General features: G+C 64.0%; 20 protein-coding genes. 6 read left to right on the forward strand and 14 right to left on the reverse strand.

What is annotated here, in order from left to right:
• Positions 1-74 precede the first annotated feature (74 nt).
• Positions 75-845: a GntR family transcriptional regulator gene (locus tag DX923_RS15725; RefSeq protein WP_116116017.1), complete on the forward strand. Its 771-nt coding sequence runs from the start codon at positions 75-77 to the stop codon at positions 843-845.
• A 28-nt stretch (positions 846-873) separates the two neighbouring features.
• On the opposite strand, the gene galE is transcribed toward DX923_RS15725, so the two are convergent.
• Positions 874-1,890, reverse strand: coding sequence for a UDP-glucose 4-epimerase GalE (gene galE / locus DX923_RS15730; RefSeq protein ID WP_116116018.1), 1,017 nt, complete (start codon positions 1,888-1,890; stop codon positions 874-876).
• Positions 1,891-2,103: 213 nt separating this feature from the next.
• On the opposite strand from galE, the gene DX923_RS15735 reads away from it, so the two are divergent.
• On the forward strand, positions 2,104-3,492 hold the full coding sequence (locus DX923_RS15735; protein WP_116116019.1) for a CoA transferase: 1,389 nt from the start codon (positions 2,104-2,106) through the stop codon (positions 3,490-3,492).
• Here DX923_RS15735 and DX923_RS15740 read toward each other — a convergent pair.
• The 9 genes from DX923_RS15740 to DX923_RS15780 all read right to left on the reverse strand — a co-directional run bounded on the left by DX923_RS15740 (position 3,471) and on the right by DX923_RS15780 (position 14,941).
• Entirely contained in the window at positions 3,471-4,523 is a 1,053-nt protein-coding gene (locus DX923_RS15740) for a glycosyltransferase family 2 protein (RefSeq protein WP_116116020.1), read from the reverse strand. The genes DX923_RS15735 and DX923_RS15740 overlap by 22 nt on opposite strands.
• Positions 4,520-5,410 carry a glucose-1-phosphate thymidylyltransferase RfbA gene (gene rfbA, locus DX923_RS15745; RefSeq protein WP_116116021.1) on the reverse strand — a complete coding sequence of 297 codons (891 nt, stop codon included), beginning with the start codon at positions 5,408-5,410 and terminating at the stop codon, positions 4,520-4,522. Before rfbA ends, DX923_RS15740 begins: the two co-directional genes overlap by 4 nt.
• A 61-nt stretch (positions 5,411-5,471) precedes the next feature.
• The gene (locus tag DX923_RS15750) at positions 5,472-6,896 is read right to left on the reverse strand and encodes a lipopolysaccharide biosynthesis protein (protein WP_240322671.1); all 1,425 of its coding nucleotides are present in this window, start codon (positions 6,894-6,896) and stop codon (positions 5,472-5,474) included.
• 59 nt (positions 6,897-6,955) lie between these two features.
• Positions 6,956-8,518: a glycerophosphodiester phosphodiesterase gene (locus DX923_RS15755; RefSeq protein WP_116116023.1), complete on the reverse strand. Its 1,563-nt coding sequence runs from the start codon at positions 8,516-8,518 to the stop codon at positions 6,956-6,958.
• Complete coding sequence (locus DX923_RS15760) at positions 8,508-9,743, reverse strand: Wzz/FepE/Etk N-terminal domain-containing protein (RefSeq protein ID WP_116116024.1); 1,236 nt, start codon at positions 9,741-9,743, stop codon at positions 8,508-8,510. Before DX923_RS15760 ends, DX923_RS15755 begins: the two co-directional genes overlap by 11 nt.
• A 7-nt stretch (positions 9,744-9,750) precedes the next feature.
• A complete protein-coding gene (locus tag DX923_RS15765) occupies positions 9,751-11,787 on the reverse strand; it encodes a glycosyltransferase (RefSeq protein ID WP_116116025.1) in 2,037 nt (678 codons plus the stop codon).
• Positions 11,784-12,998: a glycosyltransferase family 4 protein gene (locus DX923_RS15770; RefSeq protein ID WP_162873075.1), complete on the reverse strand. Its 1,215-nt coding sequence runs from the start codon at positions 12,996-12,998 to the stop codon at positions 11,784-11,786. Before DX923_RS15770 ends, DX923_RS15765 begins: the two co-directional genes overlap by 4 nt.
• The gene (locus tag DX923_RS15775) at positions 12,995-13,753 is read right to left on the reverse strand and encodes a CDP-alcohol phosphatidyltransferase family protein (protein ID WP_116116027.1); all 759 of its coding nucleotides are present in this window, start codon (positions 13,751-13,753) and stop codon (positions 12,995-12,997) included. Before DX923_RS15775 ends, DX923_RS15770 begins: the two co-directional genes overlap by 4 nt.
• A 3-nt stretch (positions 13,754-13,756) precedes the next feature.
• On the reverse strand, positions 13,757-14,941 hold the full coding sequence (locus DX923_RS15780) for a DUF1972 domain-containing protein (RefSeq protein ID WP_116116028.1): 1,185 nt from the start codon (positions 14,939-14,941) through the stop codon (positions 13,757-13,759).
• Between the two features lie 593 nt (positions 14,942-15,534).
• Here DX923_RS15780 and DX923_RS15785 point away from each other — a divergent pair.
• The 3 genes from DX923_RS15785 to DX923_RS15795 are packed head-to-tail and all read left to right on the forward strand — an operon-like array spanning position 15,535 to position 18,445.
• On the forward strand, positions 15,535-16,032 hold the full coding sequence (locus DX923_RS15785) for an adenylyltransferase/cytidyltransferase family protein (protein ID WP_275895837.1): 498 nt from the start codon (positions 15,535-15,537) through the stop codon (positions 16,030-16,032).
• Positions 16,029-17,057, forward strand: coding sequence for a dTDP-glucose 4,6-dehydratase (gene rfbB / locus DX923_RS15790; protein WP_116116030.1), 1,029 nt, complete (start codon positions 16,029-16,031; stop codon positions 17,055-17,057). The genes DX923_RS15785 and rfbB overlap by 4 nt, the downstream gene beginning before the upstream one ends.
• Positions 17,054-18,445 (forward strand): sugar nucleotide-binding protein, encoded by a 1,392-nt coding sequence (locus tag DX923_RS15795; RefSeq protein ID WP_116116031.1) that lies wholly within the window; start codon positions 17,054-17,056, stop codon positions 18,443-18,445. Before rfbB ends, DX923_RS15795 begins: the two co-directional genes overlap by 4 nt.
• On the opposite strand, the gene DX923_RS15800 is transcribed toward DX923_RS15795, so the two are convergent.
• From DX923_RS15800 to DX923_RS16510, 3 genes are read right to left on the reverse strand one after another with little or no spacing between them, the layout of a single operon-like run.
• Positions 18,446-19,795 carry a hypothetical protein gene (locus DX923_RS15800; RefSeq protein ID WP_116116032.1) on the reverse strand — a complete coding sequence of 450 codons (1,350 nt, stop codon included), beginning with the start codon at positions 19,793-19,795 and terminating at the stop codon, positions 18,446-18,448.
• Between the two features lie 30 nt (positions 19,796-19,825).
• Positions 19,826-23,137 (reverse strand): PKD domain-containing protein, encoded by a 3,312-nt coding sequence (locus DX923_RS15805; protein WP_162873076.1) that lies wholly within the window; start codon positions 23,135-23,137, stop codon positions 19,826-19,828.
• A 47-nt stretch (positions 23,138-23,184) separates the two neighbouring features.
• Positions 23,185-23,556, reverse strand: a complete 372-nt coding sequence (locus DX923_RS16510) for a hypothetical protein (RefSeq protein WP_116116034.1) — start codon at positions 23,554-23,556, stop codon at positions 23,185-23,187.
• 831 nt (positions 23,557-24,387) lie between these two features.
• Here DX923_RS16510 and DX923_RS15815 point away from each other — a divergent pair.
• Positions 24,388-25,212, forward strand: coding sequence for a transposase family protein (locus DX923_RS15815; protein WP_116115733.1), 825 nt, complete (start codon positions 24,388-24,390; stop codon positions 25,210-25,212).
• 106 nt (positions 25,213-25,318) lie between these two features.
• On the opposite strand, the gene rplI is transcribed toward DX923_RS15815, so the two are convergent.
• On the reverse strand, positions 25,319-25,762 hold the full coding sequence (gene rplI, locus DX923_RS15820) for a 50S ribosomal protein L9 (RefSeq protein ID WP_116116035.1): 444 nt from the start codon (positions 25,760-25,762) through the stop codon (positions 25,319-25,321).
• Positions 25,763-25,779: the final 17 nt, after the last annotated feature.

The following is a 25,779-nucleotide window of genomic DNA, read 5'->3' on the forward strand; positions in this document are numbered from 1 at the left end:
CACGCCGAAGTACCCGACCGAGGACACGCCCGCCCCTGAACGCCCACCCTGTCCACCGGCACTACTGTGGCCGCGTGACCGTGCCGCTCCCCATCCACATCGATCGCACCAGCACGCAGCCCCTCTATCTCCAACTCGCCAGACAGCTGCTCACCGGCATCGACAACGGCGAACTCGCTCCCGGCTCGCTGTTGGAGACCGAAATCGACCTCGCTCGGCGTCTGCATCTCTCCCGCCCCACTGTCCGTCGCGCCATCGCTGTCCTCGTCGACAAGGAACTCCTCGTCCGTCGTCGCGGGGTCGGCACCGTCGTCGCCACCGGGAAAGTACGTCAGCAAGCCGAACTCAACAGCCTCTACGACGACCTCAGCGCAGAACACCGCTCGCCCCGCACGAAGCTGCTCACCCTCGAAGAAGGGGCTGTGCACCATCAAGCAGCAGTCGCTCTGGGTCTGCCCTTGCGTGCCCCACTCATCCACATCACCCGGTTACGTTCTGTCGGAGACATCCCCCTGGCCATCCTGGAGAACTGGCTCCCCCCGGACAGCCCGGTGCTGCCTGCGCTCACCCCTGAACGTCTTGAACAGGACGGCCTCTACTCGATCCTGCGCGCCGAGAAACTGGCTCCCCACACGGCCGAACAGACCTTCGGCGCCCGGAATGCGACCGGCGCAGAACGCAAACTGCTCGACCTCACCAGGGCCGACCCGCTGCTGACGATGTGGCGCAGCGCCTACGACGCCGACCACCAGATCATCGAATGCGGCGACCACCGCTACCGCGGAGACCAATACAGCATCAGCGTCACCGTCGCCCTCGACGACGGCGAGGGGCCCCGTCGATGAGCGAGCGGATCACGACATTCACCAATGCTCACTCCTGATAGCCCTGTGGGTTAGCAGACTGCCAACGCCAGGAGGACTCGCAGATGTCGTCGATGGTGCGGGTCGCCTGCCAGCCCAGATCACGCTGCGCACGGCTGGGGTCGGCGTAGGTCTCCGCGAGGTCACCGACACGTCGATCCACCAGCTCGTAGGGGATCTCACGCCCACAAGCCCGTTCGAAGGCCTGCAGGAGCTCCAACACGCTGGTACCTCGTCCAGTGCCGAGATTCCACGTGTTGACCCGCGCCTCCGTCCGCTCAAGGGCGTCCAAGGCTGCCACATGCCCCACGGCCAGATCATCGACATGGATGTAGTCACGGACACCGGTACCGTCCGGAGTGGGATAGTCCCCGCCGAAGACACGTAACTTCTCCCTGCGTCCGACCGCCACCTGGGAGATGAAGGGGAGCAGGTTGTTCGGCGTACCCGAGGGGTCTTCACCGATCCGCCCCGACGGGTGCGCGCCGACCGGGTTGAAATACCGCAGCAGAGCGATCCGCCACCGTTCGTCAGTGGCCGCGACATCCCGGAGGATCTGCTCGATCATCACCTTCGTCCACCCGTACGGATTGGTCGCCCCGGTGGGCATGTCCTCGGCCATCGGAGGGGCCGCACCCTCTCCGTAGACCGTGGCCGAGGAGGAGAAGACCAGCCGATGTACGTCGTGGGCATCCATCGCCGCCACCAACGACAAGGTGCTACCAATATTGTTCCGATAGTAAGCAATCGGCTGTTCAGACGATTCACCGACCGCTTTGAAGCCGGCGAAGTGGACGACAGCATCCACCTGCTCGTCCGCGAAAAGATCCATCGTGCGCTCCCGGTCCTCCACGCTGAACCGGTGCACGGTGATCGGGCAGTGCGCAAGCTCCTCGAGTCGAGGCACCACCAAGGGCGATGAATTCGAAAAATCGTCGACGACGATGACCCGATGCCCCGCCTCGACAAGGTGCAGCACCGTGTGCGATCCGATGTACCCGCAGCCACCCGTGACCACTACGCGCATCACCCGATTCTAGGCGTTTCTCCTACTTGCTCAAGGTATTTCACCTAAACCACGGATGTACTTCCCGCAGATGGAGCGCATGCTCGACACCCCACCCCGACACCTTGAGACGGGCGGTCGCCCACCGACCGGTCACAGCGCCGTCCACCCGCCGGACGGACGGACGTCCGTGCAGATCTACCCCAGCCCCTCAATACCTGACAACCTGAGCCCATGAAGGCTGCCCTTGCACAGCCCACAACAGCCGCCCCCGCGCTACACCGCCACTTGTCGCCGGTCAGCGGCAATATCGCGCGCGCCCACATCGCGCCCATCCTCGGCCCCCGCGTGTGGTGGGTCGGCCCCCTCGACGTCGAAGGGCTCCTCCTCGGCGCACTCCAAGCAGCACTCACCGCGGCCAACAACCTCCTCGGACACGACCAGTTCGCGGTCGACGCCCACCAACTCGGCACCTGGACCGCCTCCCAAGAACACCTACGCGTCGACGGACGCAGCCTGCGCTCCACCGCACACGCCACCAAATTCTTCCCCTGCCACGACGGATGGTTACGCGCACACGACAGCCGACCTGGACACATCTGCCCGCTGGCAAAATGCCTCCACACCGACAGCCCCGAATCCCTGGCCCGAACGATGACCGCGCAACAAGCCGAACATCTCATCCGGGAATACGGCGGCACAGCAGCCGCTGTACGCACGCCCCAGGAATGGCTGGCCTCAGAACCGGGCCGGGTCGTCAGTGCGCGCCCCTGGATCGACTTCACCGTGCCGAGCCCCTCCCCCACCCACACCCCTGAACCACCCCGGCCTCCCGGGCTCCCCGGAATACGGATCATCGACCTGACCGACCTCACACTGGGACCAGCCGCAGCTCAGCTCCTGGCCTTGCTCGGCGCCGACGTCCTCCGCGTCGTCCCCCCGAACCAGGAAGCACCGACCGGTCGGCAACTCGACACCGGATTCGGCAAACGCACCGCGGAAATCGACCTGAACTCCGACTCCGGACGGTCCAGACTCGACGAGATCTTCTCCGAAGCCGACGCCGTCATCAGCTCCGGATACCGACGCCGAGACGCCAGTTCCGCCCTCGACAGCACCGCTATCGCCCGACGACACCCCCACCTGGCCGTCGTCGACATCACCGCTTGGGGAGACAGCGGTCCGTGGCAACACGAAGGCGGCTCCGACACGATCGTCCAAGCGGCGACCGGAATAGCCCAGCTGTACTCCCGCCCCGTACACAGCACCGAAGAACCGTCCGATGTGGACGGCACCGGCTCCACCCTCGTCTGGCGACCCGCGCCCCGCGAACCAGGGACCCTGCCGGTACAAGCCCTCAACCAGGCCACCGGATACGGAGCAGCAGCCGCAACCCTCGCCCTCATCGCGCGACGACACACCGAAGGCACCGCCGGCACCGCCCGGCTCTCACTGGCACGGACAGCACACGAGCTGCTCACTCTCCCCAGCCTGGACGGGCCGGCTCAGGACATCCCCGGCGTACTCGACGAGGTCGACTCCGAATACGGGGTCCTCACCTACGCCCGCCCGGCCGTCCTGACCGGAGGAATGCCCATGGACTACGCGGCTCCCCCAGCATGATCCGTGCTCTCAGGCACGGACTTCTCCAGAACAGACACCGGCACCATCCTGCGCACCGTGCCATCCGGCAGCGGACGCGCATACTCCAGGAAGACTCGACCTGAAGCCCCGACGGCGATCCCCAACCCCCTCGCGGCCAAACGCAGACCCTTGGCCTGATGCTCCGGGCGACGGCAGACGAAACCTGCGCAAGCCCGAGCCGTCCCGACAACGCCACGAACCAGGCCCCCTGCACCCACCTGCACCCGACGGACCGGCGAAACCGAACCACCCGGGAAACCCGTGTCCAAGAGCCCGGTCGAGTTCCCGTGGCTGAACGCGCGAGTCAACACCCACCGACGGTTCGCCCGCGACCCCGGCACCTGGTCGACGACCGCAGCTTCCTCGCAATACACGATCTGTTCGCCTGCAGCGGTCAACGTCCGGGTGAACAAGGTGTCCTCGCCACCGGTCATCCCCGTACGGACGTCGAAGACCAGCCCCATCCGACGAACCACTCCCAGATCCACCAGCAGATTCGACGTCGGCGCAGCCTGCACCAGCGTCCCGGTGGGCCACGTGCGACGCTCGAAGAAACCACCGGTCAGAACCCAGGGATCCAGGTCGTCCGGATAATCGGCCAACACCCGGCCCGCCACCGCAGCCGCCCCGGTGGACAGCCAAGTCCGCACCATCAACGCCAGCCAGAACGGATGCGGACGTTCGTCGTCGTCGATGAATGCCAACACGTCATCGTCCGCGCTCGCTGCCAACGCTCGGTTGCGTGCCGAGGCGATCCCTGGAGTCGGTTCGGAGACATAGGTGACTCCGGGGAGAGCTGCCGCTTCCACCACGGGCGCAGCACCCCGGTCCGGGTCGTTGTCGATGATCAGAACCCGCCCGGTCGTTCCCTCGTCGAGATCCCGGATCTGTTCGACCAGCAGCGGCAGCAGCTCGGTCAGGTGATCATTGCGCCGGTAGGTCGGCACGGCCACGACCACGCGGATCTCTTGACCGGTGGCGCACCGAACCGGTGCAGACGTCTCATTCATTCCCCAGGAACACCGACCTTGTCTCCGCGGGCCAACAGTTGCATCAGATATTCGCCGTATCCGGACTTACGCAGCAGTTCGGCGCGTTCCTCCAAGCCGGTGTCATCGAGGAAGCCGCGCCGCCAGGCGGCTTCCTCTGGGCAGCCGACCTGAAGACCCTGTCTGGCTTGAATGGTCCGGACGAAGTCACCGGCGTCGTTGAGATCGGCGAAGGTCCCGGTGTCCAGCCAGGCCGTCCCCCGAGGCAGGGTCACCACTTTGAGTCGTCCCTGCTCCAGATAGGTCCGGTTGATGTCGGTGATCTCCAACTCGCCTCTCGCCGAAGGACGTAGGTGGCGGGCGATCTCCACGACATCGTTGTCGTAGAAGTACAGGCCAGGAATCGCATAGTGACTACGAGGCTGGACAGGTTTCTCCTCCAAGGAGATCGCGCGACCGTCACTGTCGAACTCCACGACACCGTACGAACTGGGGTGGGCCACCCAGTAGGCGAAGATCAACGCTCCGTCGATCTGCTCGGCCAGGCTGAGATGAGTTCCCAAGCCCTGCCCGTAGAAGATGTTGTCGCCCAAGACAAGAGCCGCCGGGTGTCCGTCGAGGAAATCCGCCCCGATGGTGAAGGCCTGCGCCAGACCTTTGGGTTCGGGCTGCTGTGCGTAGGTGATCGAGATCCCGAACCGGGAACCGTCGCCGAGGAGCCGAGCGAAGCTCTCCGAGTCGTGCGGAGTCGTGATGACGAGAATGTCCCGGATACCCGCCAGGATCAATGTCGACAACGGGTAATAGATCATCGGCTTGTCGTACACGGGAACGAGCTGTTTACTCACCCCCTGGGTGATGGGGTGCAGACGCGACCCTGTCCCCCCGGCCAGAATGATCCCGCGCATCACATCGTCCTTCCTGCTCGGACCGCCAGCCCCGCCGACCGGCCCATCGTCTTCCTCGACCTCATCGGCGGATCAGAGCCACAGCGGAACGAACTTCGCCGATATCCATACGGACCCGACGAACCGCGAGCGCCGCCACCATGACCGCAGCGGCACCGGCCAGTCCGCCGGCCAGGATCTGGGCCACGGACCACCATCCGGAAGTCAGGGTTACCGCCACCCATGCCGCACCACCTGACAGAGCGGCGATCACGATGATCCGCAGTGCGCCCAGGTAGAGGTCGTCCACGACGACACCGGCGCATCGCCCCATCCACCACAAGGACACCGGCCAGGTCACTGCGGGTGCCAGCGCATACCCGGCGGCTACTCCCACGAGGCCGAACCACGAGCCTGTGACGACGCAGGTGATCTTGATCGCGGAGGCGACGAAGGTGAATCGCATCAGGTCACGGGTCAATCCCTGGGACACGTAGACCCAGTAGCCGACGAAGGCCAGGGTGTCGAAGGCGGCGGCGATCGCCAGCCAGGCCAGCAGGGGTGCGACCTGTGACCAGTCGGGGCCGAGGAGGAGGGCCACGACTGGCTCTGCGGCTCCGGCCACCCATGCGAGCGCCACGACCAGCGTGTATCCGAGGCAGAGTTGGCCGCGGGCCAGGAATCGACGGTAGGCGATCTCGTCGTCCTGCAGGCGGGCGAAGACCGGTACGGCGACCCTGGTGATCGGGACGCGTACCAGGTTGTACGACTGCATGAGGAGTTGGAAGGCCCGGTTGTAGAGGCCTAGGGGGTCTTTTCCCAGGCGCAGACCGATGACGAAAGTGTCGGCGTTGTTCGCCGCGTATCCCACGAGTTGGCTGGCTACCAGGTACCAGCCGAAGGTCATGAAGGAGCGTACGTCGGTGCCCCGGCGGGGGCGTCCTGGCAGCCAGCGTGCGGTGGCCAGGAGTGCAGCCATCATCACCGCACCGGTGGCGACCTGTTGAATCGCCAAGGCCCACACGCCACATCCTGCGGCGGCCAGTGAGATTGCCGTGGCAACCCCGCCGATTTGGGCCGCGACGTCGACGACGACCAGGGCCCCGAAGCGCAGTTCTCGCGTCAGCCCGGCCCGGTACTGGGTAGCTGCTCCGTTGAACACGAAGGTGAGTGCCAGGACCTGGCAGATCCCGGTCAGTGCTGGCTCGTCGAAGAGCAAGGCGACCAATGGTGCTGCGACGGCGAGGAGCACTGCCAGGAGGACGCCCAGCCCGGTGTTGATCCAGAACAGGGCGTCCCGTTCGTCGTCGGACAGGGTCGGTGCTTGGACGGCGGCTGAGCTGAGTCCGAAGTCGCGGAAGATCTCGCCGACGCCGATGATCACCATGACCATGGCGATCAGGCCGTATTCGGAGGGTTGTAGCAGGCGGGCGAGGATCACGATGCTGCCGGTCTGGATCAGGACCCGCAGGATCTGTCCGCCCAGGCTGGTGGCGGCCCCTCTCATGGCGGCTCTGCCGAGGGCTGTTGTCTTCGACGGCGTAGGGGCCGTTTCTCCCTGCTCGGTCACGAGACCGCCACGGAACGGATGCTGACTGCGGGAGCGCCTGCGGTGCGCCCGACATGCAGGTATCCACCCCGCCAGCGCGTGTCTGTGGTCTGTACACCTGCGCCGTCAGCGAATCCCCAGCGGATGCTGCCGGGACTGACTTCCAGTCGCATCCGGGCCCAACGGCCCCACCGTTGGTCTGATCCGGCGACATCGGCTGTCAACTGGTCGGACTCCTTCTTGCCGTGGTGGTGCGCGCCGATGGCGAGCTGCCCTGAGGGGGAGAGTGTGGCGTGGTAGCCATCGCCGACGCCGCCCTCGTGGTCGTAGTAGCGGTCATCGAGGTGGCAGAAGGCCAGGACGAAACCGGGGCTCGTGGAGGTGTTCGAGGCTGCTTTGTCGAACCTGACGTCGAACTCGACCCGGTAGCTGCCTTCTGTCGAAGCGATCGGGCACAGGCTGCCCAGGAGAAGGGAGGCGGCTTTCTGGCGGGAACGCAGCCGTACTGTTCCAGGGTCGGGCCATTCGAGACGGTCGGCTTCCGCGTAAGGGTCGAGCACGAGGTCGCCCGGCCCGAGCATGCCCTCACCCCAGGCCACTGTTTTCCTCACGGGAACTGTCCCGGAGGTGTAGCCGACGTGGGAGGAGATGAAGCCTTGAACCATGCGGGCACGGAAGTAGTCGATGTCGCTGCGCCGGTGGACCGGGTGTACCCAGACCGGGATACCAGTGCGTACTGCGGCGGCCAGGGGCGCTTCGGGGGTCCGGGCTCCTTCGATGGTGCGGGCTGGCAGGACGAGGACATCTCGGTGCCTGGAGAGTTTCGCTGCAGCCTGTTGCACGCTCTCGGGGGTGAGTCCTTCGACGGTGCCGTAGTAGGCGAAAACGGGGAGTCCTGCTTTGCTGGCCTCTTCGATCCGGTGCGAGGTCACTGGGACCTTGATGAAGATTCGGTCCTGTAGTTGACGTCGTCGGATGGTCTCCAGCAGGAGCGGGAAGCCTGCGTCGTCCTTGGCTTCCAGGCAGAGGATGGCCTTGTCGGAAACGACGTCGAGCACTTTTTCAAGTGTGGCGATGCCGACGGCGCCATTGCCCTGCCAACGTGGCCCCAGCCCTGGTTGCACTGCTTTCACTTGGGCCAGTTGAGCGTTGGTTCTAGCCGATACTTTCCCGGTCGCATTGGTGGTGCGTTCCAGGGTGAGGTCGTGTTGACAGACGAGGATGCGGTCGGAGGTGAGGACGGTAGAGATTTCCATACAGGTTCCGCCGTCCTCGACAGCCCTGGTGTAGCCCTCGAGGCTGTGCTCAGGGATGACTGCGGCGACACCTCGGTGCGCGATATGCACCGCTCCATGTGCAGAACGTCGCCACTGGTCGACGTTGGCCACCGGGGATGTGGCGACGGCTGCGGGCGCGGGAGGGGACTGCAAGGTGCGGGCTGCGGCCCATACCCCGGCTCCGGCCAGACCGGTCAGGCTCGCCCCGCCGAGGAGAACGGCCCGCCGGGAGATCCGGCCGGTTGAGTTCTGGGTGTTCTGTTCTGCGGGGTCTTTCTCTTGATCCTCGGATTCAGCCGTCACGGCTTTCTCCTTCGGTGGAGGACCGTTCTTCGGAGTCTTTCAGCGCCGAAGGTTCGACTGCGCGGGGTACCGGCGGGATGTAGACGGTCGGTTCGTCGGTGGAGGGCATTTTGCTGCTCGGTCGACGAGCAGCCGGGATGCGGAAGAGGTCGGCTCGCGGCTTCTGAGCTGGGTCGTCGTCTTCAGCGGGCGTGGCGGCTGCTCGAGTGACGGTTGGCTTGGTGGATGCCATCGGCTGGGTCGGCAGTGACACGTGTGCTGCGCGTTTCGCTGCCGAGGAGGACTGCTCGGCGACCTTTGGCTGTTCGGTCTGCGGTGGTGTTCTCTTCCCGCTCTGTTCGGAGCGGGTGTCCGGCTCGTCGGGCTGTTCCTCTGTGCTCGGCGGGCTCGCAGGCCGAGGTGTCTGAACCGGAGTACGAGCTGCGGGTGTTTTGCCGGCCTTCGGCGAAAGATCTTCTTTGCCCTGCAGGACCTTGTCGACGTCCGGGGGCGTCTGCTTGTTCTTCTTCCGTTGACGCCACGCTGATTTCTTCTCGTGCTTCGGCGCAGGCACGGGTGGCTCGGAGGTGATCGCCGAGATCTTTCCCTTGGCAGGGACGTCACCTGCTGGTTCTTTGTCCCCGTGCGAACGGTAGAAGCCCCACAAACAGGCGGCAAGGACTCCGATGAGTAGACCGCTGGCCCCACCGGTCAGCGTGTTACGGCTGGTTTTCGGGCTCTGCGGAGCGCTCGGCGGGCCGGATCGGGAGACGGTGACCACTTGCACCATGGGGCGGCCGTCGGCATCGCGAGGGGCGAGTTGTCTGACCGCGGTTCCTAGCTCGTCGGCGATCGCGTCGGCGATCGTCGAGCTGCGCTGGGCTTCGGGGTCTGTGGCCTTGATGTCGATCAGCACGGTTTCTTTGGAGGAAGACCCGGTGACCCGTCCGGTCAGATCTTTCGCTCCTCCGGCGATCCCGAGACGTTTGGCAACCGGGTCCAGCACGTACGGCGAGGTCGCCAGGTCGGCGTATGACGCTACCTGCGACTGAACGAAAGTCGCTCCCTGGGATAGGTCGGAGGCGCCGCGGCTGGCGGCGACCGAGACGAAGACTCTGGCCGACGCCGTGTAGGTGGGGGTACTGATCTTGGAGATCCCGAACATCCCGAGAGCGCCGATCAGGGTACACAGCAGCACGAACAGCCAGGAACGACGTACCGCGTGGAAGATGTCGCCGACGGTCATCGGGCGCTCACCGTCCTTCCGTCTGTTTCACCTCGTAGGCATCAAGCTCCTTATCGACACCTACGGGTACGGATGTGACCATCCGGTTGTCGTATTCGGAGAGCGCGCCTCGAACCGCAGCTCGGTAGGCGGCGGTATGCAGAGCTGCCGCTTCGGGCCACTCACGAGCGTCGAGGCAGGGCTCGGGAGTACGTCGAGCGCAGGATTCGAGTGCTTCGTCGAGGTGGCGTCCGGTGAGGGTCCCGGTGAAGGTGTTCACCCATCCTTGGCCGACTTCTTCGGCGAGTCGACGGTTGACTTCGTTGTCTGGCACGAGAACAGGCCGCCCCAAGGACAGCACCATCAGAACGGTCCCGGAGTTGTGCATCTCCGGCGCGGGGAGAACGACCAGTTCGCTTGCCGTCACGGTGGAGACGAGCTCTTCGTCGGTGAGGAACCTGAGGTTCAAGGTGATGCGGTGATCGCCATCGGCGAGTGCGCTCATCTCGGAGGCGAGTTCGTCGGTGGAAGGTCGACCGGCGACGACAAGCCTGGTCGTGCTGGGGTTGTCTCGGGGTTCCCGGAAGGCCCGAATGAGCTGATCGACAGCTTTGTAGCGCCGGATCAGGCCCACGAAAGCCACCTGACCGGTCGTGGGCTGCTGCTGTTCGTCACGAGCGAACCAGCTTCGATAGTGGCCATGCGGGACGGTGGCCTGGGCGCCATTACTGATCGGGGTGCTGTCGTTGACCCTGATGCGCAGTTCGGTACGGGACTCGAAGAGGTTGAGCAGTTTTTCTTGCCGTGAGGAGATTCCCTGCGGCAGCTCGAGGTTGTGGACAGTGCGGACGATCACGGTGCCACGGGCCCGGAAGGCGGCCAGCATCATCACGAAGAACAGCTGACGGACAGCGGTCTTCAACGGTGAGTGTCCGCTGACCAGGATCTCCGGCCAGTGTGCATGGAAGACGTCGTAATGACCGGTCAGTGCCCGTCGCCAGCTGAAGGTGTGCAACTCGACATCGTCTCGAGCTTGAAGGGCGTCCTTGAGCATGACGATGTACGGGTTGGTCGTCGGGCGCGGCTCGGGAAAGGAGGTCAGCACCCGAACGGGCCGAAGGCTCGATGCGTGGGTTCTCCGCACCTGGTGGTAACGCATCAGCCATAGCCCGGACAGCGTTCCCCGAACGGCAGCCCAGAGGAGTCGGGGTTGACGTAACACGGCTCGACGTCCGCTCCACAACAGCATCCGTCGGGCGGCGGGTAGTGCGGTGCGCACCCACCGTTCCCGGCCGGTCCGGTCGAGATTACGGGCTGCGAAAAGCAGGCGGTTACGTACGTTGTAGTAGATAAAGGTGGGCGAGTGCCCGGTACGCCCGTGGTCGCGGTGGGTCGCCCCTTCGTCATGAACGGCGTGCGCGCTACGGACGACCTCGACTTTGCCGCCCAGCTGCCTCACCCGCCATGAGAGTTCGACGTCTTCCCAGTAGAGGAAGTAGTCGGGAGCGAACCCGTCGACCGAGTGCCACAGAGCGTCGCTGATCAGGAGGCAGGCTCCGGTCAGCCAGGGTGCAGCGGCAGTTTCTCCAGCTGGTCGTTTGCGTGTGGCCAAGGTGTTCCCGTTGCGCAGGTACAGGTCGTGTCCGTCGGACCACAGGGAACCGTCAGGCTTGGTGATCACCGGTCCGACCAAGGTCATCGGGTCGTTGTCGACAGCAGTGGCGAGTTCGACGATCGAGGCTGCGTCGATCTGAGCGTCCGGATTCAGCAGGAGGTAGAGGTCAGCTCCAAGGGCACGGGCTGTGGCGACGCCGGCGTTCATGCCGTGCCCGAAGCCGCCGTTGCTCTCTTGGGGGAGGCAGTGCCATCCCTGTTCTCGGCAGAGTTCCTGCACGTCAGCACGGGCTTGTTCGCTATGCCAGTTGTCGACGACCACGATCGAGGCATCCTGCAGGACAGGTTCGGTCGAGGACAGCATCTCTTGATGAACAGCAACCAGGTTGGCTCGTAGCAGTTCAGCGGAGTTGAAGTTGACGACGACGATCGCGATCCGACCCGCGTTCATCTGGTCTCCTCCGTCTGGGGCGCCTCGTCGAGCGAGTCGGCGACACCCCGCGCGGATTTGCTGTGGGTGTCGCAGACGAGCTGGGTGACCGAGGCCCGGTAGCTCTCGGGCGCAAAGCGGATGAGGGCGCGGTCGTGGGCGGCTGTTGTGCGGTCGATCATCTGCGGCCAGGCATCGATGACACGACGGATCGCCTCAGCAAGTGCCAGGGCGTCGCCGGCCTGAGCGAGATCGGCACTGTCGATGCCGCAGACAGCTTCAGGGAGTCCCCCGATATTGCTGACCACGACAGGTCTCTGTGCCAGTACTGCTTCGACTGCTGTGTTGCCGAAGGGCTCGGCCATGACGGAAGGCACGAGTGCGATGTCACAGGCTGCGAGTTCCGACCAGACGTCGTCGGTGAACCCCTGCATGGTGACGATCCCGGCCTCGATCAGGTCAGCAGCGTCCGAGCGGAGCTGTTCCTCGAACCATTCGTAACCGTCGAAGACGGATCCGACGATGCGCAGATGGGCATCGATCCCGGTATCGCGCAGACGACGTAGCGCATCGATGGCGACATCCGGCCCTTTTCGAGGGGACACTCGTCCGACGAAGAGCAGCTTCACCGGTCCTTCGAGCTTCTCGCGGGGAGCGCTGGTGGCTCCGGTGGGCGCGCCGACCCCGTTGGGGACGACTGTGCCACGCTTCCCCAGGGCGGGGACTGCCTCGTTGAGCACTGTCGCCGAGAAGTCACTGTTCAAGATCAGTTTGTCGGTGAGCAGAAGCGGAGCTGCCAGTCCTGTGCGGACGACCCTGGACGCGGCTTGTTCGGCTTCGTGGACGTGGCAGATGACCCGGGCACCACTGAGCCGAGCTGCCAGCAGCCAGGTCGGAATGGTCAGGGTGCTGACGTAGACGACGTCGGGCCGATGGCTTCGCAGCAAGGTGATCGCTTGAACGAGACCTGATGTCATCTGCCAGGGCAGGCTGACCAGCCCTTTGGGGGAGAGCGCGGACTTACGCAGCACCGGCATGGTCGCGATATCGACCTCGGCACCGGTTGCCTGAAGCTGGGTTCTCAGGGGTCCGTCTCCGGGAAGGATGACCCGAACGTCGTGACCGGCGAGCAGGAATCCGGTGACGGCTTCGGCGAACATGCGATCAGACCCATAGCGTTCGGCACCAGGGTGCACCGCCATGATCCGACGGGGTGAGGAGGCCGTGTTCATGCGGGGACCTCCGCGAGCGCGACCATGTCCCGGAACCATTTGGGCAGGCCCAGGGCGACGTATCCGGCAGTGCCTGCCAGGAGGATCGCATAGGCCGTCAGGAAGATGGTCGGTGCGCCCCAGGCGAGGAAGACGAGGCACATCACGCCGTAATCGGTGGGAGCCACCGCGATGGAGCGCAGCACGGAAGCTTTCTGCGTGCTGCGGGCAGGCTTGACGCCCTTGGTGCGTTTGAGGAGGTCACCGAGGATGAAGGCGAAGAAGTACAGGTTGGCGACCAGGACGTAGGCCGCGGGGATGAGCAGGAGTGCCCGGTCGAGCTCGGTGAACCGGTACAGCGAGATCAGCACGGTGAGGTGGAGCAGGCTGATCTTGATGCAGTCGACGACGTGGTCGAGCCACTCCCCGGCGGGGGAGCCTCCTCCGGTGAGGCGCGCAAGCTGTCCGTCGGCGGAGTCGAGTGCGTATCCCAGCACGAGCAGGAAAGTGACAAGTACGCCGGTGGTCCAGGCCGCGGGCAAGGTAGCCAGGCAGATGATGCCCAGCAGTGATGTGGTGCCGCTGACGAGGGTGACCTGGTTCGGGTTCATTCCCAGTCGGTAGGCCACGGCTGCGAGGACTCGCCCGAAGGGTCGGTTGACGAATCTGGAGTAGGCCGGCGCTCCTTTGTTGCTCTTCTGGTAGGAGGCCAGGAGTCGGACGGTGTCGCCGATCTTCCTCGACGACCGCGGCGTCTGCTGGGTGGTGTCGGTCATGGTTCAGGCCTCGATCGTCGTAGCGGTCCGTGCGGTGTCGGTGGCGCTTTGGGAGTGCCGACGGGAACGTCGGTGGCCTCGGGAGCCGCGCTTACGCAGCCGGCCGTCGAGGAGTCGGTCGCACAGCTCGCCGTAACGGGAGGCGACGTCGTCCCAGTCGTAGTCAGCGGCGCGAAGTCGTGATCCTTGTCCGCGTAGGCGGGTGGCTGGAAGGTCTGATTCGGCTTCGACGACGAGGCGTGCCACGTCCTGGGGGTCAGCGAAGTAGCGTCCCGCGCTGAGGACGACTTCCCGGTTGAAGGAGACGTCGACGGCGTTGACCGGTGCACCTGCGCCGATAGCGCGTAGCAGGGAGGGGTTGGTGCCGCCGACGGAGTGTCCGTGCCAGTAGACCAGGGCGTTGGCGTAGAGCTGGTCGAGGAGTTCCTGGTCCCAGACTCCGCCGAGGAAGCGCACTCGTGAGTCGGCCAGGGAGCGCACGTGGGCGATGTACTCGTCGGCGTAGGGTGCGCTGCCGACCACGACGAGGGGCAGCTCAGCTGCGCTGCGGGTGTAGCCGTCGACGATCATGCTGACGTTGTTCTCCGGTTCCATCCGGGCGACGACCAGGTGGTATCCGTCGACGGCGAGGCCCAGTTCGGCCAGCCCGGAGTGCGCGGTTCGCTCGACGTGCGGGGCGCCGTAGGAGATGAGCTCGGTGGGTACTGAGAATTCGTCCTCGTAGTAGTCCTGGATGCCGACGGCGTCGGCGATGAGGGCATCAGACCAGCGAACGGCGAGTGCTTCGGCCATACGGTAGTAGCGCTGACCGGCGGGGCCCCATTTGGCGCGTTTCCATTCGAGGCCGTCGACGTGGGTCGCTACAGGGATGCCACGAGCGCGGAGGAAGGGCAGCAATGGAGCGTTGGCCGCGTTGAACACGAGTGCGACGTCGGGTTCGTCGAGCGCGACGAGGCGAGCCACGGAGAGCGCGGTGTGGCTGAGGGTCTCGAGTGATCGCTTGGGTAGCGCAGGCAGCCAGACCAGACGCATCCCGAGGTACTCATCGGGTCCTCGTTCTTCACCACGGCAATAGACGATGACCTCGTGACCTGCGGAGACGAGTCGACGTCCAACTTCTTCGACGCAGGTTTCGAAGCCACCGTAGCGTGCAGGGACCCCCCGTGTTCCGACCATGGCGATGCGCATTTTTCCCCCTGTTGTCCTGTCTAGCCCGGCAGCCCGGACTTCCCCCCTGTGTGCGGCGTCCGGGTCCCTCACGAGAGCAACTCACAATGGCGAAATTGACTGTGCGCGAAGCGCATTCTCGTAATATCCCGTCCTGGCGATGGCCATTGACCGCTTGTATCCCATCCGCATTTTTCGTCAATTCTCTTCAGGCGCAGAGATTCCCGTCTCTCCGGCCCTTTTGACCTGCGGCAGGGCGGCCATTCCCATGTCTGGCCGTTGCTACGATAACCGATGTTGGACGGCCGTTCCGAACGGTTATGTGGCTATGGCAATGACATAACTAGCGGCGCTATGGGAAGCCCACGGAACACCGCTCAGCAGGGGTCCGACCTGCAACTCTCATGAACACCGTTCATATGCAGGCGAAGGGGCACGCCCGCAGTTCAAAGAACCGTGCACAGCAGCACGGCCCTTTTTTCGGCCTGCCCTGAACACACCCCTGGGGAAAAGTCACCACTGGGGAAAAAGGGGGAGCGGCATTGAACCGCACAACATCCGAGCAGATTTACGATGCCCAGAAAAATGGCACGCCTCAGACCGTAACTGGTTACGTGTCAGGGGTATTCGACATGTTTCACATCGGTCATCTCAATATCATCCTGCAAGCCCGCCAACACTGTGACCGCCTCATCGTCGGAGTCGTCTCCGACGAAGTCGTTCGTCATGTGAAAGGCAAATCGCCAGTCATCCCCCTCGACGAGCGCATGGCCATCGTGCAGCACCTCGCTGCCGTCGACGACGTCGTCATCGACGAGCACGCCGACAAGTTCGACAGCTGGAAAGAGCTCCGCTTCGACGTCATCTTCAAGGGCGACGACTGGCAGAACGCGCCCAAAGGACGCAAACTCGAAGAGGACCTACGCGGAGTAGGAGCGCGCGTGGCCTACTTCCCGTACACCCGACACACCTCCAGCACCCTCCTGCGCGAGGTGCTCTCCAAATTGGCGGCCACCCCTATCCAGCCGCTGCCGGACGAGAACCGCACATCGGCCGAGGCCTGCGCACACTGCGGGCACGACATCACCAGCCCGCACGAGGTCAGCGCATGAAACCCACTTACCTGGTCACCGGCGGCGCCGGATTCATCGGTGCCAACTTCGTCCGTCAGGTCGTCGCACAGACCGATGCCAATGTCATCGTTCTCGACAAACTCACCTACGCGGGCGATCCACGCTCCCTGGCTGACCTTCCCGACGACCGTTATGAACTCGTCCAAGGAGATGTCGCCGACGCCGACCTCGTCGACCGGCTGGTGAAGGCAAGCACCGCCGTCGTCCATTTCGCCGCCGAATCACACAACGACAACTCGTTGAATGACCCCAGCCCGTTCATCCGGACCAACCTCGTCGGTACCTTCGAGCTCCTTGAAGCTGTCCGCAGGCACCAGGTCCGGTACCACCATGTCTCCACCGACGAGGTCTACGGAGACCTCGCCCTGGACGATCCACACCGATTCACCGAAGACACCCCTTACCGGCCGTCCAGCCCCTACTCAGCCAGCAAGGCTGGTTCAGACCATCTGGTCCGAGCCTGGACACGTTCCTTCGGGATCGCTGCGACCATCAGCAACTGCTCGAACAACTACGGGCCCTACCAGCACGTCGAAAAATTCATCCCGCGGCAGATCACCAACGTCCTCGACGGGAAGCGCCCCCGCCTCTACGGCACAGGCGCCAACGTACGGGACTGGATCCACGTTGACGACCACAATGCTGCCGTCCTGCGCATCCTGGCTGAAGGCCGGATCGGCCAGACCTACCTCATCGGTGCCGATGGCGAAGCCAACAACAAGGCCGTCGTCGAGCTCATCCTCGAGCTGATGGGCCAACCCCGCGACGCCTATGATCAGGTCACCGACCGCCCAGGCCATGACCTGCGCTATGCCATTGATGCAGGCACCCTACGGAGCGAGCTCAACTGGTCACCGCAGTATGACAACTTCCGCGACGGCTTAGCGGCCACCATCGACTGGTATCGCGCCCATGAAGAGTGGTGGCGACCGCAGAAGGCTGCGACCGAAGCCAAATACGCCTCCGCAGGCGAACGCACCCTCGTCGCGGAGGAAAACGCATGACCGGCCTTGAGATCCTCCACACCGAGATCCCAGGACTGCTCGTCGCGACCCTTCCCGTGCACGGTGACGAACGTGGATGGTTCAAGGAGAACTGGCAGCGAGCGAAGATGATCGCAGCCGGCCTGCCCGATTTCGGTCCGGTACAACACAATGTGTCCTTCAACGCCGGCCATGTCACGCGGGGATTCCACGCCGAACCCTGGGACAAGCTCGTATCTGTGGTCACCGGCCGTGTCTTCGGAGCCTGGGTCGATCTCCGCTCAGGACCGACCTTCGGACAGGTCTTCACCACGACAATCGACCCGTCGACCGCGGTCTTCGTTCCTCGTGGAGTCGCCAACGCCTATCAAAGCCTGGAGGAAGGCACCTCCTACAGCTACCTGGTCAACGATCACTGGAGCCCCCAGGCGAAGGACGGCTACACCTTCGTGAACCTGGCTGATCCGACGTTGGCCATCGAGTGGCCGCTCCCGCTGACCGAGACCACCCGTTCCCAGGCCGACCTGAACCATCCTCAGCTGGCCGAGGTGACTCCGCTGGCAGGTGGGCGCTGCCTCGTCCTGGGTGCTGGCGGCCAACTCGGACGAGCGTTACGAGCTGCGCTTCCCGACGCCGAGTTCCTGACCCGCACCGACTGCGATCTGTCCGACCCGTCCTCGCTGGAGCAGGTCGACTGGAGCGGGGTCGACAGCGTGATCAATGCGGCTGCCTACACGGCCGTCGATCGTGCTGAGCAGAATGAGGGACGTAGAGAAGCGTGGACCGTCAACGTGGACGGCGTCGCGCGCTTGGTCGACCTCGCCCGTCAGCACCGGTTCATCCTGGTGCATGTCTCCTCCGACTACGTCTTCGACGGCGCTGTCAAGGAACATCATGAGGATGAGCCGTTCAGTCCTTTGGGCGTGTACGGCGTCACCAAAGCAGCTGGCGATCGGATCGTCGCCAGCTTGCCGCACCACTACCTGATCCGCACCAGTTGGGTTGTCGGCGAAGGCTCTAACTTCGTGTCCACGATGGCTGATCTAGCTGGACGTGGAATCTGCCCACAGGTTGTTGACGATCAGTACGGCCGGTTGACCTTCGCGCAGGATCTCGCAGCTGGCATCATCCACCTGCTGCAGAGCGACGCCCCTTTCGGTACCTACAACCTCAGCAACAGCGGCCCAGTACGTTCATGGGCTCAGATCGCCGCTGAGATCTTCACGCTGTGCGGCCGCGACCCAGCAGAGGTCACCGCAGTGAGTACCTCGACCTATACCAAAGATCGCGACATGGCACCACGTCCACGCCACAGTGCATTGTGTCTGGACAAGATCATCTCAGCCGGTTTCACGCCGCCATCGGCTGAGGAGCGATTGGTCGAGATGGTAGGCGCCAAGAAAGCCTGATCAACTGCTCTGAGAACGTGAAGTCCCGATATCCCTGTCAGACAAAATGTCTACAGGGGCATCGGGACTCGCGTTTCCGGAGGTTGTTGTCGGAGTATCGACCTGCGGTCCAGCCAGCTCTCGGGCCTCGTGCGCTTCCGCGGCTGCCGCACAGGCCATGCCCACCAAAGCCCAGTAGAAGACCTCGTACTGGGTAATGAATGCCACGCTGAACAACCCCGGTGTCTGAGCAAGCACCCCCGCGAGTGGCGCAGAGTAGTACCCACGAAGAAGCCCAATTGCGCCGACCAGCAAGATGCCCGAGCCCAAGGCGATCGGCAGCCACCCATAGGTCATCGCGCCGAGGAGAACAGCATTGTCGATAGAACGGAACTGCCCGAAGTAGAGCGTTCCGCTCGGGGAGATGTGCGCCGAAGAAGCCAAGCCAAAAAGCTCAACCGTGTCGGCCAGGTCCCAGAGGCGCCCCCGATAGAGAGCGCTCTCCTCGGCCTCTGAACCGGCTTCGTCCACGGTCGCCAGGATGAAGGGCATTGCCACCACTGCGAACAGTGCCATCCCGGAGAGCACCCATCCCCGAATACGGCGGGACAGCCCTGATGCCGGAGACAGCACAGTCAACGCCAGCCCCACGCCGGCCACGATCAAAGACAGACGGCTGAACGACAGCACCAATGCCCCGGCCATCACCGCACCTGCCAGGACCTTCACCCACGGACGGAAGCTGGAGACGACGATGAGTGGCAAGGCCATGGCGATGGAACAACCGAAGGCGATCGAATGCCCGAAAGCAGCCTCGGCACGCCAGTAACCAGCTCGTTCCTGCAGTACCGCCCACGCACGGTACGCGGAGTTCCCCTTCCCCATAGGAAACTCAAAGAAAATATTCGTACCGCTCAGGGACTCGACGATGCCCATGGCCGCAGCAACTCCGAAAGCCACGGTCAGACAACGGCCCAGGAAGTCTCCCCCGACACGGGCATAGAGCACCCGACCCACGGCATACCCGACACCCCATTTGGTGACCGGAACCGTCATCGCCTCCAAGGTCGACGTCCCCGCTTGAGAAGCCACCACGCATAGAGCGAAGAAGACCATCACAGCGAGGTCGTACCACCGCAGCGGAAGCCGCCGTCCCTCACCATCGGTCAGCAGCAACGCCAGCACGAACAGGCCGACATAAGCAGCCGGTTGAAAACCGATTCCGATAGTGACGCCGGCCCAGACCGGTATGAAGGTCACGGCCAGGATCCAGGTCACCGCCAGCAGCTTCGAACGTCGCCACATGAGCCCGGAGAAGACAGCAAGAAGGGAGCCCGCCAAAGCCAGCATCGCGAGGCGATCCGGGCTCATAACGGGCTCCCTCCAGGGTGACGAACAGCTTTACTTAGCTGCTGTCACCTTGATGTCGTCGACGAGCACCTTCAGGTCAGGTGTCGTGGCGGACCCAGACAGGTAGCTCTGCAGTGCCACTCCCCCGGTCGTCTGCAGCGCAGCAGTCGTATCGGTGGCGGACACCATCCAATCGGCAGGTTCTTCCGTACCTACAGCCCAGATCTTGGCTTTGACGGTAGAGGTGCCCTTTCCGGTGATCTGCAGACGCACCTCGTAGGTGTTGCCGGCCGCGTGTCGGATCTTGGGTACGATCAGCGCCGTGCCCAGATCGGTGTCCGCTCCGCCGACACGACGGATCGGGGCCATGCGCAGAACACCGGACTCATGCACCCACAGTCGGGCTCCGTAGCCGTCGCGCAGCGTACCCCGGCCGATGATCTGGGAGAAGATGCCACCACCAGTAGCGGCCTGGTCGTAGCCGATCTTCATCCGCAGATCGATGTCGCCACCTGTACCAGGCAGCTGGGTACCCCTCGAAGCCCGCGGTTCCAGGGCGATAGATCCCTTACCGCCGTCCACGGTGTACTTCGACGCCGTGCTGTCGTTCTTCCAGGTACCGCCGTTATCGGCGTTACCCCACCCGCTGGTTGACTGACGGGTAAAGGTATCGGTCAGAAGTACGCCGTCTCCGGCTGCTGGAGGCGCCGGGGCTGGTTCAACGGCGGCCTCCTTCACCGTCACCTCGGACTTGGTCGAGTTCGTCACGCCCTTGTCGTCGGTCACGGTCAGTTCCACCGTGTAGGTGCCTGCCTTGGCGTACCTGTGGGTCGTCTTGGCACCTTCGACCGGGGTGCTGCTGTCACCGAAGTTCCACGAGTACTTCGCGATCCGGCCGTCGCTGTCAGTGGAGGTAGAACCGTCCACCGCAACTTCGAGGTTGGTGGTCTTGGACGTGAAAGCAGCCTTCGGCGCCTGGTTCGCGGCTGGAGCCGGTGCCCCGTCGGTTCCCAGGCGGCGATGCGCTGCGATCTGTTCGGGCGTCAGCGCCGCCCCGTACACGGCAACTTCGTCGAGCTGACCGGCGAGCGACCAGGTGCTCGGCCTTGACTTCGATCCAGACCGGTCGCCACCGATGTACCACCGTCCGGTGACCGAGCCACTCGGGCGGTAGCTCGGGTCGTGGGCCACCCGCTCCCCGTCCACGTAAAGTGCCAGGCCGTCCGAACCCAGGGAGGCCGCGACGTGCGTCCACTGGCCGTTGTTGTAGCTGCGGGACGACTCGATCTGACGTCCCTTGTTGTCAGCAGAGAGCCCGATCCGACCGTCGTTCATCATGTAGAGATGACGCTCGACGTTGATGGTGGTCCGTCCCCAGAAGTCACGCTGTTCGGTGGCGAAGCTGAGGAAACGTCCGCCTGACTTGGAGTCGGTTCGCAGCCAGGTCTCGATCGTCGTGGCACCATTGAGCGCTTCCTGACCGGAAGTGCTGACATTGCCGTTCACTGTCCCGTCGAACTTCATACCGGTGCTCTTGTTGTCCTTCAGCGCACCGGTGATGCCACGTTCGACGCCGCTGCCGACCTGGCCGTTCATGCCCCCGATCAGGTCGACGGCGTCCCCGGAGGGCTCGTCGAGTCGCCAGTAGTGCTGTGCCCCGTCGAGGGCGATGGCCTTTCCATAGGCACCTAGCTCGGTCCCGCCCTGGGTCGTGACCTCGTTGCTCTTCTCGCTCCAGACCACCTGGCCAGTACCGTCACTGACCTTCACGGAGTACGTGTGCTTCCCCGCCGGCGCACCCGCGTCCAGGAGCCGCCCGTCCGGGAGCGTCCAGAAGTTGGTGTTCATCTTGGTGCTGGAGACCACCTCTTCAGTGGCAGTCCCGCGGTCGCGAACTAGTTCGTACTGGAGGTTGGCGTTGTCCGGGTCCCAGGCCGATTGGAAGCTCACACTGACGACGGGTCCCGCGGCGGAAGCCACCGGAGCTCGCAAGCTGCGCGCGGGTCGGGTCTGGAAACTCGGAGGCAAGGTCTGCGCGGACGGATTACGGGGGAAGCGCGCCAAACCTTGCTGCTTGGTCCCATTCACTGTCGGGAACTCACCAGCGATCACCACATAGTCGTCGTTGCCGTCGACGTGCCAGGAGGCCTGGTACTGCCCGGTTGCGGTGCCGATGCCCAGCTGTGGGTGGAATTGGAGCATGGCAGGAGCCATTTGGTCACGGAAGTCGAATCCGTACGCATTGGGCTTGAGTACCTTCTGGGACGGCTCGGTGGTGAGCGCCATCAGGTGTTCCCACCGCGTCCGTGGTTGGGTGTCCCCGAAAGCCCCGATCGTCGAACAGTCATGGGCGTGGCTGGACACATAAAGCGCGCCACCCAGCGGTTTTGTGCTGTAGGTGTCGCCGAGGCAGTCGCTCACCCAGCGGAGCGACCCGTCGTTGAGATTCGCGGAGAAGGTGCCTTCCAGGTTCGCTTTCGTCCCATAGGCATAACCACCACCGTAGATGGCGCGGCCATCGGTAGACAGATTGGTGATCGCGGCCTGGGGGCCGACGTAGATGCGATTGTTCATCGCCCACGGGAGAAGCTCGCCTGTGGTGGGGTGCACGGCTGCGGTGCCAGAGGCTTTCTGTCCGCTGAGCGTGGTAAAAGCGCCGGCAATGACGACCTTCGATCCATCCGGGACAGCCAGTAGGGCCCACACATAACCGTCATCGGCCTTGGGCGCCCAACTGGTCATGGAGCCGTCGGATGTCCGGAAGGAGGCCAGACGCCGACGCGCCGAGCCCTGTGCGCTTTCGAAGGATCCACCGGCGTACAAGGTGTCCTTGGTCACGGTGAGTGCTTTGACCTGGCCGTTGACATTCGGATTGAAGCCGGGAACGAGCGCTCCAGTGGCGATGTCGAAGGCTGCGACATGGCCGCGGGGCTGTCCGTCGACGGTCGTGAAGTCGCCGCCGACGTACAGGCGAGTTCCGTCCGGGGAAGCCGCCAATGCCAGCCCTTGGGCGTTGAGCTTGTGGTCGAAGGAGGCAATGCGCTCACCAGTACGAATGTCATAGGCGATGAGATGACCGACCTCGATCTCGCCAGGTCCTCCTGCCCACATCCCCGCAGGTCGGGCCTTCGTGAAGTTACCGGTGACGTAGACCGTGTTTCCGACTACCAGTTGCGCCCATGCGACCCCGGTAATCTGCCAGGTGGGCAAAGCCTGTCCTGCTGCAGTAGCCGGGGTTCCTTCGGTCGGGCGGGTGTCCGCATGCGCACTGGACGCCGGGGCGAAGGGCACGAGACTCACAGCGAGTGCCAGGGCACTTGCGCTGCAGACCAGCCGGGTGGGACGGCGGCGTGATGCGGACATGTCGCTTCCTCGGGTGTGTCGGTGGTGATCGGTACTGATGTGATCTGTCATGTAACGCTCCGGAAGACAGCAGGCGCGTGGGCTGCGTCGATGTCGACGACGACGCGGGTCTTCTGATCGTGTGGGACGGTGAACCCGTAGGTTGCCCGGGCAATGCTGCCGGGGGCGAGTTCACCGGCGAAATCCTTCGTTCCCTCGGTGTAAGCACCCGAGGCGAGCTGCTCAGGGCTCCCGTAACGCGCACTGACCACGACAGCAGAGAGATCCAGCGGCTTACCCGTGCCGTTGTGGATCTCGATGTCATGGATGTGCTGGGGAGCACCGACGAGCACTCCGGGGCCTGCGCCGGTGGCGGTATTCTGCCGAACCGCTGTGATCCGAACGGTGACCTTGTCGGTGTAGTCGACGGTCTCATTCATCTTCTTCTCGGCGGCAGGCAGCCGACTGCCAGATTTCCCAGGGCGCGCCACCGGGGTGATCTCGGCCGGTGCCTTCGGGTCCGGTGGCCGAGTGACCGGTCCGCCGGTGGGCTGCGCAGAAGCTGCTTGCTTCTCTGCGCTCCGGCTGGCTTCAGCTTTCGCGTTGTCGGAGTCAGACCCGAGAGCGCAGCCTGCAGTAGCCGAAATGATTACTGCCGCAATCGCATACGCAGAAAATCGCGTGTACTTACTTCTTGAATACTGCATACGTATTTCCCCCTGCTCGGTGGAACGCCAGTCGCGCACCCCCGGAAGTCAGCGCCCCCCGCGCATGACAGCGACCGCTATGGCTGAACGGCTGTCCAACAGAATACATGGCCGACCGGTGGTTAGGAACGCTATTTCTCCTGGCTGAGAACCTTTCGCAGCACCAGCTGAGGACACCCAGTCGACCCACACTGCAGCAAACTCATGTCGCTAATTTGAAATTCTTTGCAGCAGAGTAAATTACAGCGAGAGCCCAGATTTTGAACCAGGAAGGGCCCGCCGCACGATCTATTCGAAAAGATCAATCCACAGGATTTACCCAGCAAAACCCTCGCCGGGCCATTCGACCCCCGGCCTTTTCCCGACTCCTGTGACGGGTGCCAGACTCCTCTTGAAGCTCCAATCTTCGACAGAACGGCCCGAGGTGCTCAATTCACGCTGCCGGGAGCCTTTTCCATCCTGTGTGACGGTTGGGTCTCGTGTGGCGTGTGATCCGGGGAGATAACGAAGCTCCTGGTAGGAGCGGTGATTGTCAGTTCAGTCACCCCTGCCAGGAGCCCCGTCATGCTTGTCTACCCCGTCGGTCTGGCCATGTCCACCACCACCCTGGATCTGCTCACCAACGCGCTGCACCGGCATCGGGCCGCGGCCAAAGTGATCTGGCGTCGGCTCTCAGCCCGCGATCAAGCCCTGCTGGTGCTGGCCTATCTGCATGACAATCCGACCTACACCGCCCTGGCAGCCGGGTTCAGAATCGGCGTTGCGACCGTCTTCTGGTACATCCGCGAGGCCTGCCAGGTATTGGCCGCGATAGCTCCCACCCTCGATCAGGCCCTGGTCGTGGCGCAAGCGAAGGCCTACCTCGTCCTGGACGACACCGTCATCCCCACCGACCGGGTCAGGATGACCAAGCACGGCACCGACCGCGAGTACTTCTCCGGTAAGGTCCACCACCACGGCATGAACGTCCAGGTCATCGCCGGCCCCCTCGGAGAACTGCTGTGGACCTCAGCAGCCCTACCCGGCGCCCGGCACGACATCACGGCCGCCCGGCAGCATCAACTCCCCGAGAAACTAGCGACCTTGACCACCGCCAGGAAAGCGGTCCTGACCGACCGTGGCTACCTCGGTATCGGCTCCGGGATCCCCGTCCCGATCCGCGCCGTCCGCCGCAACCAGGCCACCGGCCACTTCGAACGACGCGACCTCTCGCGCAACGAGAAGGCCTACAACGCCGCCCACGGACGGCTGCGCGCCTGCAGCGAACGCAGCAACACCCAACTCAAGTCTTGGCACGTGCTCCGACGCCTACGCTCCTCACCCGAGCAGGCCACGCCCATCGTCACCGCCGTCACCACCCTCATCACCGCAGGTCAACCCGCCAGATGAAAAAGGCTCCTGCTTCGAACGCGAAGTTTTAGATGCGCACCAGGAATGCCGATGGGCGGGTCATCTTGTAAAAGATGACCCGCCCATCGGCATAAAATGCGAGCAATCAGGCCGAAACGACCTGCAGCTTCAACGTGGCCTGCACCTCAGGGTGCAGACGCACCGTGGCCTTGGCATCGCCAAGGCTACGCACCGGTGCGAGGAATTCAATGGTGCGACGGTCGATCTTCAGACCCTCAGCAGCAGCGGCGTCGGCCACATCAGCCTGGGACACCGCACCGAAGAGTCGGCCGTTGGCCCCCGCGCGAGCCGCGATCTTCAGCGCACGCGACTCCAGCTGACCCTTCAGGCTCTTAGCGTCGTCGAGGCTCTTGATGGCGCGTGTCTCACGCGCCTTACGGATGGAGTCGACCTGCTTCTGTCCACCCTTGGTCCACGGCGTAGCAAGACCGCGGGGCAGCAGGAAGTTACGTCCGTAACCGTCCTTCACCTCGACAATGTCACCAGCGGTCCCCAGACCGGAAACTTCATGCGTCAGAATGAGCTTCATCTGCGTTCTCCTCTCCG

It is taken from the genome of Austwickia chelonae (assembly GCF_003391095.1).
GTDB classification, from domain to species: Bacteria; Actinomycetota; Actinomycetes; order Actinomycetales; family Dermatophilaceae; genus Austwickia; species Austwickia chelonae_A.

Bases quoted from the DNA above. Each gene is read 5' to 3' on its own strand.
- DX923_RS15800 (WP_116116032.1), bottom strand. From the start codon at position 19,795: ATGAGCCCGGATCGCCTCGCGATGCTGGCTTTGGCGGGCTCCCTTCTT.
- DX923_RS15750 (WP_240322671.1), bottom strand. From the start codon at position 6,896: ATGAGAGGGGCCGCCACCAGCCTGGGCGGACAGATCCTGCGGGTCCTG.
- DX923_RS15765 (WP_116116025.1), bottom strand. From the start codon at position 11,787: ATGAACGCGGGTCGGATCGCGATCGTCGTCGTCAACTTCAACTCCGCT.
- DX923_RS15795 (WP_116116031.1), top strand. From the start codon at position 17,054: ATGACCGGCCTTGAGATCCTCCACACCGAGATCCCAGGACTGCTCGTC.
- DX923_RS15775 (WP_116116027.1), bottom strand. From the start codon at position 13,753: ATGACCGACACCACCCAGCAGACGCCGCGGTCGTCGAGGAAGATCGGC.
- galE (WP_116116018.1), bottom strand. From the start codon at position 1,890: ATGCGCGTAGTGGTCACGGGTGGCTGCGGGTACATCGGATCGCACACG.
- DX923_RS15770 (WP_162873075.1), bottom strand. From the start codon at position 12,998: ATGAACACGGCCTCCTCACCCCGTCGGATCATGGCGGTGCACCCTGGT.
- rfbB (WP_116116030.1), top strand. From the start codon at position 16,029: ATGAAACCCACTTACCTGGTCACCGGCGGCGCCGGATTCATCGGTGCC.
- rfbA (WP_116116021.1), bottom strand. From the start codon at position 5,410: ATGCGCGGGATCATTCTGGCCGGGGGGACAGGGTCGCGTCTGCACCCC.
- DX923_RS15805 (WP_162873076.1), bottom strand. From the start codon at position 23,137: ATGTCCGCATCACGCCGCCGTCCCACCCGGCTGGTCTGCAGCGCAAGT.
- DX923_RS16510 (WP_116116034.1), bottom strand. From the start codon at position 23,556: ATGAATGAGACCGTCGACTACACCGACAAGGTCACCGTTCGGATCACA.
- DX923_RS15780 (WP_116116028.1), bottom strand. From the start codon at position 14,941: ATGCGCATCGCCATGGTCGGAACACGGGGGGTCCCTGCACGCTACGGT.
- rplI (WP_116116035.1), bottom strand. From the start codon at position 25,762: ATGAAGCTCATTCTGACGCATGAAGTTTCCGGTCTGGGGACCGCTGGT.
- DX923_RS15815 (WP_116115733.1), top strand. From the start codon at position 24,388: ATGCTTGTCTACCCCGTCGGTCTGGCCATGTCCACCACCACCCTGGAT.
- DX923_RS15735 (WP_116116019.1), top strand. From the start codon at position 2,104: ATGAAGGCTGCCCTTGCACAGCCCACAACAGCCGCCCCCGCGCTACAC.
- DX923_RS15760 (WP_116116024.1), bottom strand. From the start codon at position 9,743: ATGACCGTCGGCGACATCTTCCACGCGGTACGTCGTTCCTGGCTGTTC.
- DX923_RS15740 (WP_116116020.1), bottom strand. From the start codon at position 4,523: ATGAATGAGACGTCTGCACCGGTTCGGTGCGCCACCGGTCAAGAGATC.